The sequence below is a fragment of the Enterobacter sp. JS8-1 genome (assembly GCF_049187015.1).
In the GTDB taxonomy this organism is placed as follows: domain Bacteria; phylum Pseudomonadota; class Gammaproteobacteria; order Enterobacterales; family Enterobacteriaceae; genus Enterobacter; species Enterobacter mori.
Genome location: NZ_CP185805.1, coordinates 2831886 through 2845044, shown reverse-complemented (window position 1 = coordinate 2845044; position 13159 = coordinate 2831886). Strand labels below are relative to the sequence as shown.

Here is a 13159-nt window from a genome sequence, read left to right as displayed (position 1 = left end):
GCATGAGCGCATTTAATGCTTATTTTAATAGGCTATGCGGTAATTTTGTTAGACAACTAAGTGATTGAAGAATGAGCAAAACAGAATTCTACGCGGATCTCAACCGCGATTTTAAGGCATTGATGGCAGGTGAAACCAGCTTCTTAGCCACTCTGGCAAATACAAGTGCATTATTGTTTGAACGGTTGACCGAGGTTAACTGGGCCGGTTTTTACCTTCTGGAAGGTGAAACACTGGTACTGGGGCCTTTCCAGGGAAAACTGGCCTGTGTGCGTATTCCGGTCGGACGCGGCGTATGCGGTACCGCGGTGGCCACCAACCAGGTTCAGCGCGTGGAGGATGTTCACGCTTTCGACGGCCACATTGCCTGTGATGCGGCAAGTAATTCTGAAATCGTACTGCCGCTGGTAGTAAAAAATCAGATTATTGGCGTTCTGGACATCGACAGTACGGCTTTCAGTCGCTTTACGTCTGAAGACGAGCAGGGCCTGCGTGAGCTGGCGGCGAATCTCGAAAACGTTCTGGCAGCAACCGATTATCAAAAATTCTTTGCGAGCGTCGCAGGATAATCAACGGATAACGTAGCAATTACTGATAGCGTCATTATAATGTCGCCTGTTCATGCCTGCGCGAGTTGGCAACGTCCGTTGTAATCAGGAAATTTCATGGAAAATCAACCTAAGTTGAATAGCAGTAAAGAAGTTATCGCATTTCTGGCCGAGCGTTTTCCTCAGTGCTTCAGCGCTGAAGGTGAGGCTCGTCCTCTGAAAGTCGGTATCTTTCAGGATCTGGTCGCGCGCGTTGAAGGTGAGATGAATCTCAGCAAAACGCAGCTTCGCTCTGCCTTACGTCTTTATACGTCTAGCTGGCGTTACCTGTACGGTATCAAACCGGGTGCAACCCGTGTTGATCTCGACGGCAACCCTTGCGGCGAACTGGATGAGCAGCACGTTGAACATGCGCGCAAGCAGCTGGAAGAAGCCAAAGCACGCGTTCAGGCACAGCGTGCCGAACAGCAAGCGAAAAAACGCGAAGCCGCTGCGGCAAATGGTCAGGAAGATGCGCCTCGTCGCGAGCGTAAACCGCGTCCTGCACCGCGTCGTAATGAGAATAGCGATCGCAAACCGCGTGCAGACAAGCCAGCAGCTAAAGCCCCACGCGCGCCTCGTGAAGAGCAGCGCCATACCCCAGTTTCTGACATTAACGCACTGAGCGTCGGTCAGGCTCTTAAGGTCAAAGCGGGTAACAATGCGATGGACGCCACCGTACTGGAAATCACCAAAGACGGCGTTCGTGTACAGCTGACTTCTGGTATGTCAATGATAGTACGCGCAGAACACTTGTTGTTCTGAAACGGAGGCCAAGCCTGGCATGAACACTTTTTTTAAGCTCACCGCGCTGGCGGGCCTGTTTGCTATAACAGGTCACGCCTTCGCTGTGGACGATATTACGCGTGTTGATCAAATTCCGGTATTGAAGGAAGAGACGCAGCACGCGACGGTGAGTGAGCGCGTGACGTCGCGCTTTACTCGTTCGCACTATCGTCAGTTCGATCTCGATCAGGCCTTTTCGGCCAAAATCTTCGACCGTTATCTGAACTTGCTGGATTACAGCCATAACGTATTGCTGGCCAGCGACGTCGAACAGTTCGCTAAACGTAAATCCGACGTGGGTGACGAACTGCGCTCCGGTAAGCTGGATCTGTTCTACGATCTGTATAATTTATCGCAAAAGCGTCGTTTCGAACGTTATCAATACGCGCTGAAAGTGCTGGAACGTCCAATGGACTTTACCGGCAACGACACCTTTAATCTGGATCGCAGCAAAGCGCCATGGCCGAAAGACGAAGCCGAGCTGAATGCGCTGTGGGACGGAAAAGTTAAATATGACGAACTGAGCCTCAAGCTCACCGGCAAAGACGAGAAAGAAATTCGTGAGACCTTAAACCGTCGCTACAAATTTGCCATCCGACGCCTGGCGCAGACCAACAGTGAGGATGTTTTCTCACTGGCAATGACGGCGTTCGCCCACGAAATTGACCCGCATACCAACTATCTCTCTCCGCGAAATACCGAGCAGTTTAATACTGAAATGAGCCTGTCTCTGGAAGGTATTGGCGCAGTGTTGCAGATGGACGATGACTACACCCTGATCAACTCCATGGTGGCAGGTGGCCCTGCCTCTAAAAGCAAAGCGATTAGCGTAGGCGATCGCATTGTCGGCGTTGGTCAAACCGGACAGAACATGGTCGATGTGATCGGCTGGCGTCTGGACGATGTGGTTGCGCTGATCAAAGGGCCGAAAGGTAGCAAAGTTCGCCTGGAAATTCTGCCTGCAGGGAAAGGGACGAAAACCCGTATCGTCACCCTGACACGCGAACGCATTCGTCTTGAAGACCGTGCCGTCAAAATGTCGGTGAAAACCGTCGGTAAAGAGAAAGTCGGTGTTCTGGATATCCCTGGCTTCTACGTTGGTCTGACCGACGACGTGAAAGTGCAGCTGCAGAAGCTGGAAAAACAGAACGTCAGCAGCGTGATCATCGATCTGCGCAGCAACGGCGGTGGGGCGCTGACCGAAGCGGTTTCCCTGTCGGGTCTGTTTATTCCGTCTGGCCCGGTTGTTCAGGTTCGTGATAACAACGGTAAAGTGCGTGAAGATGCCGATACCGATGGTGTGGTCTACTACAAAGGCCCGCTGGTGGTGTTAGTCGATCGCTTCAGTGCGTCTGCTTCTGAGATCTTTGCCGCGGCAATGCAGGACTATGGCCGTGCGCTTATCGTCGGTGAGCCGACCTTTGGTAAAGGCACCGTTCAGCAGTACCGCTCTCTGAACCGTATTTACGATCAGATGCTGCGCCCGGAATGGCCTGCGCTGGGCTCCGTTCAGTACACCATTCAAAAGTTTTACCGCGTGAACGGTGGCAGTACGCAACGTAAAGGCGTGACGCCGGATATCATGATGCCAACGGGCACCGAAGAGACCGAAACGGGCGAGAAGTTTGAAGATAACGCGTTGCCGTGGGATAGCATCAATGCTGCGACGTTCGTGAAATCTGGCGACATGACTCAGTTTGGTCCTGCGTTGTTGAAAGACCATAACGAACGCATCGTGAAAGATCCTGAATTCCAGTACATCCTGAAGGACATTGCGCGTTTCAATGCCCTGAAGGCGAAACGGAACATTGTTTCTCTCAATTACGCTCAGCGTGAAAAAGAGAACAATGAGGATGACGCAACGCGTCTGGCGCGTATCAACGATCGCTTCAAACGTGAAGGTAAGCCTCTGCTCAAAAAACTGGACGATCTGCCAAAAGATTACCAGGAGCCGGATCCGTATCTGGACGAGACGGTGCATATCGCCCTCGACCTGGCGAATCTGCAAAAAGAGAAACCCGCAGTGCAACCGGCACCTGCAAAATAATCCCTCAACAGGCACAAGACATTGTGCCTGTTTTTTTTAGTTCTGCTTCCTCTCGTCAAGCTGCTCTTCAATTGTGTAAAGTTGTGTCTTTCTGGTGACTTACACCCCTCGAATCCTTGAAAATAGCCACAATACCCATACGATGTGGGTAATCGCATAGTGCGTTTTGTTAAACAGAGGTTAAAAGAAAATTATGATGCGAATCGCGCTCTTCCTGCTCACCAACCTGGCGGTTATGGTGGTATTCGGGCTGGTGCTAAGCCTGACAGGAATTCAGTCGAGCAGCGTTCAGGGTCTGTTGATTATGGCGCTGCTGTTTGGTTTTGGTGGCTCATTCATCTCACTGCTGATGTCGAAGTGGATGGCGCTGAAATCAGTCGGTGGAGAAGTTATCGAGCAGCCACGCAACGATATGGAACAGTGGCTGATGAACACGGTGGCTCAGCAGTCAAAGCAGGCAGGCATCGCGATGCCTCAGGTTGCAATTTACCATGCGCCGGACATTAACGCCTTCGCAACGGGGGCTCGTCGTGATGCGTCTCTGGTTGCCGTCAGCACCGGTCTGCTGCAGAACATGAGCCGTGACGAAGCCGAAGCGGTTATCGCTCACGAAATCAGCCATATCGCGAACGGTGATATGGTGACCATGACCCTGATTCAGGGCGTGGTGAACACCTTCGTGATCTTCATCTCTCGTATCCTGGCGCAAATCGCGGCAGGCTTTATGGGGGGCAACCGCGACGAAGGTGAAGAGAGCAACGGAAACCCGCTGATCTATTTCGCTGTTTCGATGGTACTTGAGCTGGTGTTCGGTATTCTGGCAAGCATCATTACCATGTGGTTCTCACGTCACCGTGAATTCCACGCGGATGCAGGCTCTGCAAAACTGGTAGGGCGTGAGAAGATGATTGCTGCGCTGCAGCGTCTGAAGACCAGCTACGAGCCGCAGGAAGCGAACAGCATGATGGCCTTCTGCATTAACGGTAAATCGAAATCGCTCAGTGAGCTGTTTATGTCTCATCCGCCGCTCGATAAACGTATTGAAGCGCTGCGCAGTGGCGAATACCTGAAGTAACGCGAAGACACCGAAAAAGCCGGGCTGGAGAGTACTCTGCCCGGCTTTTTTTATGCCTTCACGCCGGGCTGGGTGACCCGAAGTCCGCTGATTATGGCCGCGAGGGTAGCAAGGAAGCCTGCGGTCAGGAGCGCAACGTGGTTACCATTCTGCCCGGCAAGGTTAAACATCAGCGCAACCAGTGCAGCACCGGTACTTTGACCCAGCAGACGCGCCGTGCCGAGCATGCCGCTGGCTCCTCCGCTGCGATGGCGCGGTGCGGAAGTGATAATGGTGTGGTTGTTCGGCGACTGGAACAGACCAAAACCCGCACCGCACAGGATCATGCGCCAGATGATATCCAGATCCGTAGGCGATGAGGGAAGCAGAGCCAGGGCAAACAAGCCGGTTGCCATCACCGCCAGCCCGATTGCACCCAGCAGTCCGGCATGCACGCGTTCGATCAAATACCCGGCGAGCGGCGCCATCACCATCGTCGCCAGCGGCCATGGCGTTAACAGCAGCCCGGTTTCAACCTCAGAACGACCGACCACACTCTGCAGGAAGAAGGGCAGGGAAACCAGCGCCAGCATCTGGGCACAGAACGAGCAGATTGAGGTGCAAATAGACAGTGAAAAAAGGGGAATACGCAGCAGGTCTACCGGCAACAAGGGTACCGGCAGTGCAAGCTGGCGACGCACAAAGAAGAAGCCTACAACCAGCAGAGCGGCAAGTTCTGCGCCGGTAAGCGCTAACGACTGACCCTGGGCAAACCCGCTCAGAGCAGTGATGAGCAGGCCAAAGGTCAGGGCATTCATTACCGCACTGGGCAGATCAAAGCGGGGCATGGTGCTTTTCGGGCCATTACCAGGGAGATAGCGCAGGGCAAAGACGATCGCGACGATGCCGAGCGGCACGTTGATGGCGAAAAGCCATTGCCAGGAGGCGACAGAAAGAATGGCCGCCGCAATAGTCGGTCCGGCGGCAGAAGAGACCGCGACAATAAATGAGTTGATCCCCATACCGCGCCCTAAATGGCGCTGAGGGTAGATTAAGCGGATCAGCGCGGTGTTGACGCTCATCAGCGCCGCGCCGCCAAAACCCTGGGCAATACGGGCTATCGTCAGGGTGTGCAGCGAATCTGAAAGAGCGCAGAAAAGTGACGTCAGGGTAAAAACCACCAGCCCGCACTGATAAACCCGGCGATAGCCGAACATGTCGCCCAGAAAAGAGAATGAGAGCAGCGAAACCACAATGGCTATCTGATAAGCGTTGACGATCCAGATAGAACTGGCGGGGGAAGCCTGCAGATCGCTGGCAATCGTTGGCAGGGCAACGTTAGCAATGGCACCGTCGAGAACGGCCATGGAAATACCGATGATAATCGTCGCAATAGCGCCGTAACGCTGGGGCAAAGGCAGACCATCGGAAAGGATTTTTTGCATTTTGGGTGAATAGCTCGGTAGGAAATTATTCTCAGGGTAACTATTTTAGCACCGTTAATTCCGTTTTATGTCGCAGATTTGTAACGAAGTAAACGAGGATTGATTGCAGCTAGCATGACGGGAATTTATAATAAAAACCGGTTCTGATTTTTATAAAACACTCTCCATGAGGTGATAAATGGCAATTGCAGATTTGGATAAGCAGCCAGATTCTGTTTCTTCCGTGCTGAAGGTGTTTGGCATCTTACAGGCGCTCGGAGAAGAGCGTGAAATTGGTATTACAGAGTTGTCGCAGCGTGTGATGATGTCGAAAAGCACCGTTTATCGCTTTTTGCAAACCATGAAGTCACTGGGCTATGTTGCGCAGGAAGGCGAATCTGAAAAATACTCGCTGACGCTGAAACTGTTCGAACTGGGTGCCCGTGCCCTGCAAAACGTTGATCTGATCCGCAGTGCGGATATTCAGATGCGCGAACTTTCTCGTCTGACAAAAGAAACGGTCCATCTTGGCGCACTGGATGAGGACAGCATTGTTTACATCCATAAAATTGATTCCATGTATAACCTGCGCATGTATTCGCGCATTGGTCGCCGGAACCCGCTCTACAGTACCGCCATTGGTAAAGTACTGCTGGCATGGCGCGACCGTGAAGAGGTGGAGCAGATCCTCTCTGGCGTGGAATACAAACGCAGCACGGAGCGTACCATCACCACCACCGATGAGCTATTAGCGGTGTTGGATAAAGTGCGTGAGCAGGGTTACGGTGAAGATAACGAAGAACAGGAAGAAGGGCTGCGCTGCATTGGCGTTCCTGTGTTCGACCGCTTCGGTGTTGTTATTGCTGGCCTGAGTATCTCCTTCCCGACGCTGCGCTTCTCCGAAGAACGCCTGCATGAGTACGTGGCTATTCTTCATACTGCCGCGCGTAAAATCTCTGAGCAGATGGGCTATAACGATTATCCGTTTTAACCCCGGCAGGGATAAAAAAAACGCCGCATTTGCGGCGTTTTTCATGGATGCGGTTCAGCGATATTTAGCCGTTATCAATTACTACGGACGATTTACGCAGGACGGGGCAGTTGGTCAAACCGATGATCCCACTGTCCGAGTGGATGTACTGCGCAGTACTCATGCCCTGGGCTGTCAGATATTTACACTTGATACCTAAACCTGCGGCGTTTTCGGTGCTCCCCACAAGCACACCATATCCGGTTAACAGAAGGCCAGTCCAGAGAACGGCCAGTGCAATAATAGTTCGAATGATTAAATGCATCATTGCCTCTTTATCGTTGTTGTCATGCATTTAGCCTAACCTGTTTACTCAGTGAAACAAGTGCACGATTCCGAAAAGAGTTTGATGAGGGTACAGTTAGACGCTGTTTAAGATAGCCGTGATAACCTGGCTGCCTCGGGTCATAAAACGGAGAGTGGAGTGAAAAAAATACGCTGGGTAATTCTGGTTATCGTGTTGGTGGCATGTGTGGTGCTGTGGACACAGACTATCAACGTGATGTGCGATCAGGATGTACAGTTTTTTAGCGGCGTTTGCGCAATCAACAAGTTTATTCCGTGGTAAGACGCATTTTTTCCTAAGGTCATTTCCTTCCTTCGCGCCAGTGGTAAAATGGGCGTTTTTATTGAGGTGGTGAAATGGGTGAGTTAATGAATTCAGGGCTGCTAAATCTGGCATCCCTGATGGTCTCGTTGGTTATTCTGGTCGCTGGACTGGTCATTTGGTTTTTCGTCAACCGTGCCAGCTCGCGCACGAACGAGCAAATCGAGTTGCTTGAAGCGCTGCTCGATCAGCAAAAGCGCCAAAATGCGCTGCTGCGCCGTCTGTGCGAAGCTAACGAACCAGAAGAGAAAGAAGCCCCTAAAGAAGCGGTCGTTGCAGACAAAGAAGACGAAGACGACTTTATCCGTCTGGTGGCCGAACGATAACCTGTTGCTCGCGGGAGGTGGCCGTGGTCTGGAAAAATCCCTGGTATGACCCCTCCCTGATCCATCACACGCCGAATGGCTTTCGCAATACTGCACCTGTAGGACATCAGCCCGGCGATGTTGAGCGCTGGCGAAAGGCGCGGAAAGCGGCAGGTTTACCTAAACCGCCTGCGCTGGGGTATGACGATTTCATACGTCAGTGGTGGCAACCTGTTGAGCTGAAACAGCCACAAGGCGACGGGGTCTGGTGGCTTGAACACGCGAGTCTGCTGGTGCAGATGGATGGCAATACCATTCTTACCGACCCCGTCTTTTCGCGACGCGCTTCTCCGCTTCCTTTTGCAGGACCGGTGCGCAAAACACCTCCTGCACTGTCTGTTGAACAACTTGTGCAGCTTGATGCAGTGGTTATCTCGCATAATCACTACGATCATCTCGACGATGCAACCATTCGCCGTATCCTGAAACGTTTTCCAGACGTAATGCTGTTTGTTCCCTTAGGTCTGGCAGACTGGTTTCGCCGTCGCGGAGCCAGGCACATCGTACAACTCGACTGGTGGCAGAGCATAACCTGGCAGGGAATTACCCTGACAGCCGTTCCGGCGCAGCACTGGAGTATGCGTACCCCCTGGAATCGGAATCGTTCATTATGGTGTGGTTGGGTCTTTGAGGGGCGAAAGCACCGCTTTTGGTTCAGCGGTGATACGGGCTATTCGCCGGAGCTGTTAACGATACCCGAACGTCTGGGTAAAATTGACGCCGCTGCGTTGCCGATTGGCGCGTATGCACCAGAATGGTTCATGGCGGTCCATCATATGGACCCGCAATCTGCCGTGGCGTTATGGCAGCAGCTCGGCCAACCCCTGGCCTTTCCCATCCATTGGGGCGTGTTTGAACTGGCAGATGAATCCCTTGATGAACCCGTCCATGCGTTAACTCAGGCACTGAATAATGTAGCACCGGTTAATAATTCCTTCAGGATACTGAAAATTGGCGAATATTTATCCTTTTAAACAATGCGCGCAATAGTTGCATATATTTTGTATTTATAGCCCTTCAGGATTGTTTTATTTTTATCGAAACGTTTTGCTTGCCTTGTTTTGAGGCAGAGTCATAAAAATTTCATTATTTTGGTGCATCATATTCTTTATTGACTGGTGATTTTTAATGCAGTGTCAGTATGTTTATTAACACCAAATATGCATTGTCCATTACCGACGCGTTGGAATGATTTGAGCATAAGTTTTCACAAAATGTTCTAACTCAATCAATGTTCTAAAGAAAGTTGTTCCTCTATCTGGACGGCAAGAAATGTATGGTCTATGGTAAAAAAGTCTTAGATAACAGCGCTTGCGGTAATAGTGCAGTGGCGGTGTAAAGAACACACATTGTCCATGATCGTTGCGCATAAGTGTGCAGATCATACCAGGGCAGTGTTTGAATTTGTGCGGCGGATCGAGACACGTTTAAAAATGGCTTGCCATATTAATCGTTGTGTGTGATAACACGTTTTGGGTCAAACGAGGTACAGTTCTGTTTATGTGTGGCATTTTCAGTAAAGAAGTCCTGAGTAAACACGTTGTCGTTGAATACCGCTTCTCTGCCGAACCTTATATTAGTGCCTCATGCAGTAATGTCTCAGTTTTATCTCAGTCAAGCCTGCGGGCTAAGAAAACACTCTAAGGAATTTTGCAAATGGCAAAGATTAAAGGTCAAGTTAAGTGGTTCAACGAGTCTAAAGGTTTTGGTTTCATTACTCCTGCTGACGGCAGCAAAGATGTGTTCGTACACTTCTCTGCAATCCAGGGTAATGGCTTCAAAACTCTGGCTGAAGGCCAGAACGTTGAGTTCGAAATTCAGGATGGCCAGAAAGGCCCAGCTGCAGTTAACGTAACTGCTATCTGATCGAACCACTGCTGACTGAAGTGCCTGGCGCTTCAATCTCAGATATAAAGCCTCGCGTATCGCGGGGCTTTTTTATTCTGTTATCTTTCAAAATATTACCATTCCTCTTCTTGTTAGTAACTTGTTGCAAAGCTACGAGGTTATTAGCATTGTTTCCTCTCCTTCAGAACGGTTTTTCCCGTTAAATCAGGGCGTTGATCAACAGCCCTGAGGCTCAGGTGAAAAAGAAAACCATAATGACCACCGGAAACTTTACGCCGGCGCGTTTTGCTCTGCTTTGTTTTGCTATTTTTTGCAGTCTGGCTTTTTTGCTGGGGCGGGTGGCCTGGCTGCAAATCGTTAAACCTGACAATCTGGTTAAGCAGGAGGACATGCGCTCGCTGCGTGAGGTCGCCATTGATGCTCCGCGCGGAATGATCGTGGATCGCGAGGGAAGGCCGTTGGCGGTGAGTGTGCCTGTCCGGGCGGTATGGGCCGATCCTAAAACGGTACTGGCAAAAGGTGGCGTAGGGTTTGATGACCGCTGGCAGGCGCTGGCCAATGCGCTGCATCTCTCTCTGAGCACGCTGTCGTCGCGAATAAACAGCAATCCGCAGGGACGGTTTATTTACCTGGCCCGTCAGGTCGATCCTTCACAGGCGCAGTGGATAGACAAACTCAACCTGCCGGGCATTAATTTACGCGATGAATCCCGCCGCTTTTACCCTGCGGGACATGTGGCGGCCAATCTTATTGGCTTTACCAATATCGATGGACAAGGAATTGAAGGTGTTGAGAAAAGTTTCAATACCCAGTTGATGGGCAAGCCTGGCGTCCGACAGGTGAGGGAAGACCGCTATGGGCACGTGGTTGAAAATCTGACGGAAGTGGCACCTGTGCCTGCCCATAACATTCAGCTGAGTATTGATGAGCGCCTGCAAACTATCACCGAAGATGCGCTCGATAATGCGGTAGCGTGGAATAAAGCCGAGTCGGGGGCGTCGGTATTAATCAATATCCAGACGGGCGAAATTCTTGCGATGGCAAGCTATCCGGATTTTAACCCTAATAATCGCGAAGGGGCGACGTTAAACGATTTCCGTAATCGTGCGATAAGCGATACCTTCGAACCGGGTTCGACCGTCAAACCGCTGGTGCTGATGACGGCGCTGCAGCAGGGGCTGGTACAGCCGGACAGCGTGATTGACACCCACCCGTACATGCTTGACGGGCACCGTATCCGCGATGTGGGTTACTACCCGGAACTGACGATGACCGGCATTTTGCAAAAATCGAGCGATACGGGCGTGTCACGCCTCTCTCTTGCGATGCCGGTCCAGCATCTTATTGATACCTACCGAAACTTTGGTTTCGGCACAAACACTGGCCTTGGCTTAACGGGGGAAAGTGCGGGGCTATTACCACAGCGTAAATTCTGGAGCCAGCTCGACAGGGCGACGTTTGCATTCGGCTATGGCCTGATGGTGACGCCGCTTCAACTGGCGCATGTTTACGCCACTATCGGTAGCTTTGGTCTTGAGCGTCCACTTTCTATTACCCGCATTGATCCTCCCGTTATAGGGCGCCGGGTGATGTCAGAGGCGATTGCGCATGAAGTCGAACATATGATGGAAAGCGTTGCGCTGCCGGGTGGCGGCGGTGTTAAGGCCGCAGTACGTGATTATCGCGTGGCGGTGAAAACCGGGACGGCGAAGAAGATTGATGACAGCGGGAAATATGTCGATAAATATGTCGCCTATACCGCTGGCGTTGCGCCTGCCAGCGATCCGCGCTTTGCGCTGGTGGTGGTCATCAACGATCCTCAAAACGGCGCCTACTACGGCGGTGCCGTCTCCGCGCCGGTGTTCAGCGAAATTATGGGCAACGTGCTGCGTCTGGAGAATGTGAGACCGGATGGTCTACCGGCGGATTCTGACCACCTTATCGTCATGCGTTAACCCTGGCGTTTATAACACGGGCGAATAGCGGTACACTTCGCCCTTTGGTTTATGCCCCCGGAGTTGTCATGTCCTTCAGTTGTCCCCTTTGCCATGCGCATCTGCTGCGCTCAAAGAAAAGCTTTACCTGTCCGCAGGGACATCAGTTTGATATGGCCAGGGAAGGGTACGTGAATCTTCTCCCTGTGCAGCACAAGCGCTCCCGCGACCCGGGTGACAGTGCAGAGATGATGCAGGCGCGCCGTGCGTTTCTGGATGCAGGACATTACCAGCCGCTTCGGGACACCGTTGCGCAGGTTCTGGCGCATCGCCTGCCTGATAATGCTACCGCTGTGCTGGATATCGGCTGTGGCGAAGGCTACTACACGGCAACGTTTGCAGAGATTGCCCGCGAGAAGGGCGCAGAGACTTTTGGTCTGGACGTGGCAAAAGTGGCAATTCGCGCGGCGGCAAAACGCTATTCAGCCGTAACGTTTTGTGTGGCATCCAGCCACAGGCTGCCGTTTGACGACGCCAGCATGGACGCCATTATCCGCATTTATGCGCCCTGCAAAGCGGAAGAACTGGCGCGCGTAGTGAAACCGGGTGGCTGGGTGATCACCGTCACGCCAGGACCACGGCACCTGATGGAATTGAAAGGGCTGATTTACGACGAAGTGCGTTTGCACGCGCCTCACTCTGAACAGCTGCCGGGTTTTATACTGCAACAGGAACACACTGTGACGTATGAAATGGAGCTCAAAGGGGAGGAGGCAGTAGCGTTGCTGCAGATGACGCCGTTCGCGTGGCGGGCAAAACCAGAAGTGTGGGAAACGTTATCAAAGCAGACCGTTTTTCGCTGCCAGACTGATTTCAGTATCCACATCTGGCAGCGTGAGGTTTAACCGGCGAAATGCGCCCAGAGGATTTGAGCGCCAATACCGATTAACACGATACCGCCTAAAATTTCGGCTCGCTTGCCCAGCAGCGGGCCGATAAACCGACCCACCATCATTCCCAGCGTTGACATAATCAACGTAGCGCAGCCGATGGCCAGTGCAGTTGCAATAATATTGACCTGCAGGAATGCCAGACCGACACCGACCGCCATAGCATCGAGGCTGGTGGCAATCGCCGTGGTGACCAGCAGCCAGAAGCCGTGGCGATGCTGTGGCTCATCATCCTCATCGCTGTTACCGCGAAAACCTTCGATGACCATTCTCCCCCCCAGGAACACCAGCAGGACGAATGCAATCCAGTGGTTCCACTCCAGCACGAACTGGCTGGCGAGCATCCCCAGACCCCAGCCAATAAGCGGCGTTAGCGTTTCGATAGCACCAAAAATCAGGCCGGTACGCAGGGCTTCTGAGAATTTAGGTTTGTGGAGCGTGGCGCCTTTTCCGATGGAAGCAGCAAATGCGTCCATGGACATGCCAAAAGCAAGGAGGATCGTAGCGGAGATGTTCATAACAGCGTC

At 52.1% G+C, this 13159-nt stretch carries 15 protein-coding genes; 12 read left to right on the top strand and 3 right to left on the bottom strand.

Annotation, left to right across the window (positions count from 1 at the left end):
- Positions 1–71 precede the first annotated feature (71 nt).
- From ACOQH0_RS13525 to htpX, 4 genes are all read left to right on the top strand, one after another.
- Positions 72–569 (top strand): GAF domain-containing protein, encoded by a 498-nt coding sequence (locus tag ACOQH0_RS13525; RefSeq protein ID WP_010432639.1) that lies wholly within the window; start codon positions 72–74, stop codon positions 567–569.
- Positions 570–665: 96 nt separating this feature from the next.
- Positions 666–1352, top strand: a complete 687-nt coding sequence (proQ, locus tag ACOQH0_RS13520) for an RNA chaperone ProQ (protein ID WP_010432641.1) — start codon at positions 666–668, stop codon at positions 1350–1352.
- Between the two features lie 19 nt (positions 1353–1371).
- Positions 1372–3420, top strand: coding sequence for a carboxy terminal-processing peptidase (prc, locus tag ACOQH0_RS13515; protein WP_126816323.1), 2049 nt, complete (start codon positions 1372–1374; stop codon positions 3418–3420).
- A 193-nt stretch (positions 3421–3613) separates the two neighbouring features.
- Positions 3614–4495 carry a protease HtpX gene (gene htpX / locus ACOQH0_RS13510; RefSeq protein WP_010432647.1) on the top strand — a complete coding sequence of 294 codons (882 nt, stop codon included), beginning with the start codon at positions 3614–3616 and terminating at the stop codon, positions 4493–4495.
- Between the two features lie 50 nt (positions 4496–4545).
- On the opposite strand, the gene ACOQH0_RS13505 is transcribed toward htpX, so the two are convergent.
- Positions 4546–5919 carry an MFS transporter gene (locus tag ACOQH0_RS13505; RefSeq protein WP_214605549.1) on the bottom strand — a complete coding sequence of 458 codons (1374 nt, stop codon included), beginning with the start codon at positions 5917–5919 and terminating at the stop codon, positions 4546–4548.
- 178 nt (positions 5920–6097) lie between these two features.
- On the opposite strand from ACOQH0_RS13505, the gene kdgR reads away from it, so the two are divergent.
- Positions 6098–6889: a DNA-binding transcriptional regulator KdgR gene (gene kdgR, locus ACOQH0_RS13500; protein WP_010432655.1), complete on the top strand. Its 792-nt coding sequence runs from the start codon at positions 6098–6100 to the stop codon at positions 6887–6889.
- Between the two features lie 64 nt (positions 6890–6953).
- Here kdgR and ACOQH0_RS13495 read toward each other — a convergent pair whose 3' ends face one another.
- A complete protein-coding gene (locus ACOQH0_RS13495; RefSeq protein ID WP_029485125.1) occupies positions 6954–7193 on the bottom strand; it encodes a YobH family protein in 240 nt (79 codons plus the stop codon).
- A gap of 159 nt (positions 7194–7352) precedes the next feature.
- Here ACOQH0_RS13495 and mgrB point away from each other — a divergent pair, with 159 nt between their 5' ends.
- The 7 genes from mgrB to rlmA all read left to right on the top strand — a co-directional run bounded on the left by mgrB (position 7353) and on the right by rlmA (position 12587).
- Positions 7353–7496, top strand: coding sequence for a PhoP/PhoQ regulator MgrB (mgrB, locus tag ACOQH0_RS13490; protein ID WP_089598207.1), 144 nt, complete (start codon positions 7353–7355; stop codon positions 7494–7496).
- 74 nt (positions 7497–7570) lie between these two features.
- Positions 7571–7861 carry a YebO family protein gene (locus ACOQH0_RS13485; protein ID WP_010432660.1) on the top strand — a complete coding sequence of 97 codons (291 nt, stop codon included), beginning with the start codon at positions 7571–7573 and terminating at the stop codon, positions 7859–7861.
- Between the two features lie 23 nt (positions 7862–7884).
- Positions 7885–8874: an MBL fold metallo-hydrolase gene (locus ACOQH0_RS13480; RefSeq protein ID WP_421510566.1), complete on the top strand. Its 990-nt coding sequence runs from the start codon at positions 7885–7887 to the stop codon at positions 8872–8874.
- Positions 8875–9400: 526 nt separating this feature from the next.
- Positions 9401–9544 (top strand): DUF2627 domain-containing protein, encoded by a 144-nt coding sequence (locus tag ACOQH0_RS13475; RefSeq protein WP_052302290.1) that lies wholly within the window; start codon positions 9401–9403, stop codon positions 9542–9544.
- A 12-nt stretch (positions 9545–9556) separates the two neighbouring features.
- Positions 9557–9766 (top strand): transcription antiterminator/RNA stability regulator CspE, encoded by a 210-nt coding sequence (gene cspE, locus ACOQH0_RS13470; RefSeq protein ID WP_001062678.1) that lies wholly within the window; start codon positions 9557–9559, stop codon positions 9764–9766.
- Positions 9767–10002: 236 nt separating this feature from the next.
- Positions 10003–11703 (top strand): peptidoglycan glycosyltransferase FtsI, encoded by a 1701-nt coding sequence (ftsI, locus tag ACOQH0_RS13465; protein ID WP_421510565.1) that lies wholly within the window; start codon positions 10003–10005, stop codon positions 11701–11703.
- A gap of 68 nt (positions 11704–11771) precedes the next feature.
- Entirely contained in the window at positions 11772–12587 is an 816-nt protein-coding gene (gene rlmA, locus ACOQH0_RS13460; RefSeq protein WP_421510563.1) for a 23S rRNA (guanine(745)-N(1))-methyltransferase, read from the top strand.
- Here the strand turns inward: rlmA and mntP are convergent.
- Positions 12584–13150 carry a manganese efflux pump MntP gene (gene mntP / locus ACOQH0_RS13455; RefSeq protein ID WP_010432671.1) on the bottom strand — a complete coding sequence of 189 codons (567 nt, stop codon included), beginning with the start codon at positions 13148–13150 and terminating at the stop codon, positions 12584–12586. The two genes, rlmA and mntP, sit on opposite strands and share 4 nt — an antisense overlap.
- Positions 13151–13159: the final 9 nt, after the last annotated feature.

Coding starts and splice junctions, on each gene's coding strand:
- cspE (WP_001062678.1), top strand. CDS start 9,557: ATGGCAAAGATTAAAGGTCAAGTTAAGTGGTTCAACGAGTCTAAAGGT.
- htpX (WP_010432647.1), top strand. CDS start 3,614: ATGATGCGAATCGCGCTCTTCCTGCTCACCAACCTGGCGGTTATGGTG.
- kdgR (WP_010432655.1), top strand. CDS start 6,098: ATGGCAATTGCAGATTTGGATAAGCAGCCAGATTCTGTTTCTTCCGTG.
- ACOQH0_RS13495 (WP_029485125.1), bottom strand. CDS start 7,193: ATGCATTTAATCATTCGAACTATTATTGCACTGGCCGTTCTCTGGACT.
- ACOQH0_RS13475 (WP_052302290.1), top strand. CDS start 9,401: ATGTGTGGCATTTTCAGTAAAGAAGTCCTGAGTAAACACGTTGTCGTT.
- mntP (WP_010432671.1), bottom strand. CDS start 13,150: ATGAACATCTCCGCTACGATCCTCCTTGCTTTTGGCATGTCCATGGAC.
- ACOQH0_RS13505 (WP_214605549.1), bottom strand. CDS start 5,919: ATGCAAAAAATCCTTTCCGATGGTCTGCCTTTGCCCCAGCGTTACGGC.
- proQ (WP_010432641.1), top strand. CDS start 666: ATGGAAAATCAACCTAAGTTGAATAGCAGTAAAGAAGTTATCGCATTT.
- ACOQH0_RS13525 (WP_010432639.1), top strand. CDS start 72: ATGAGCAAAACAGAATTCTACGCGGATCTCAACCGCGATTTTAAGGCA.
- rlmA (WP_421510563.1), top strand. CDS start 11,772: ATGTCCTTCAGTTGTCCCCTTTGCCATGCGCATCTGCTGCGCTCAAAG.
- ftsI (WP_421510565.1), top strand. CDS start 10,003: ATGACCACCGGAAACTTTACGCCGGCGCGTTTTGCTCTGCTTTGTTTT.
- ACOQH0_RS13485 (WP_010432660.1), top strand. CDS start 7,571: ATGGGTGAGTTAATGAATTCAGGGCTGCTAAATCTGGCATCCCTGATG.
- prc (WP_126816323.1), top strand. CDS start 1,372: ATGAACACTTTTTTTAAGCTCACCGCGCTGGCGGGCCTGTTTGCTATA.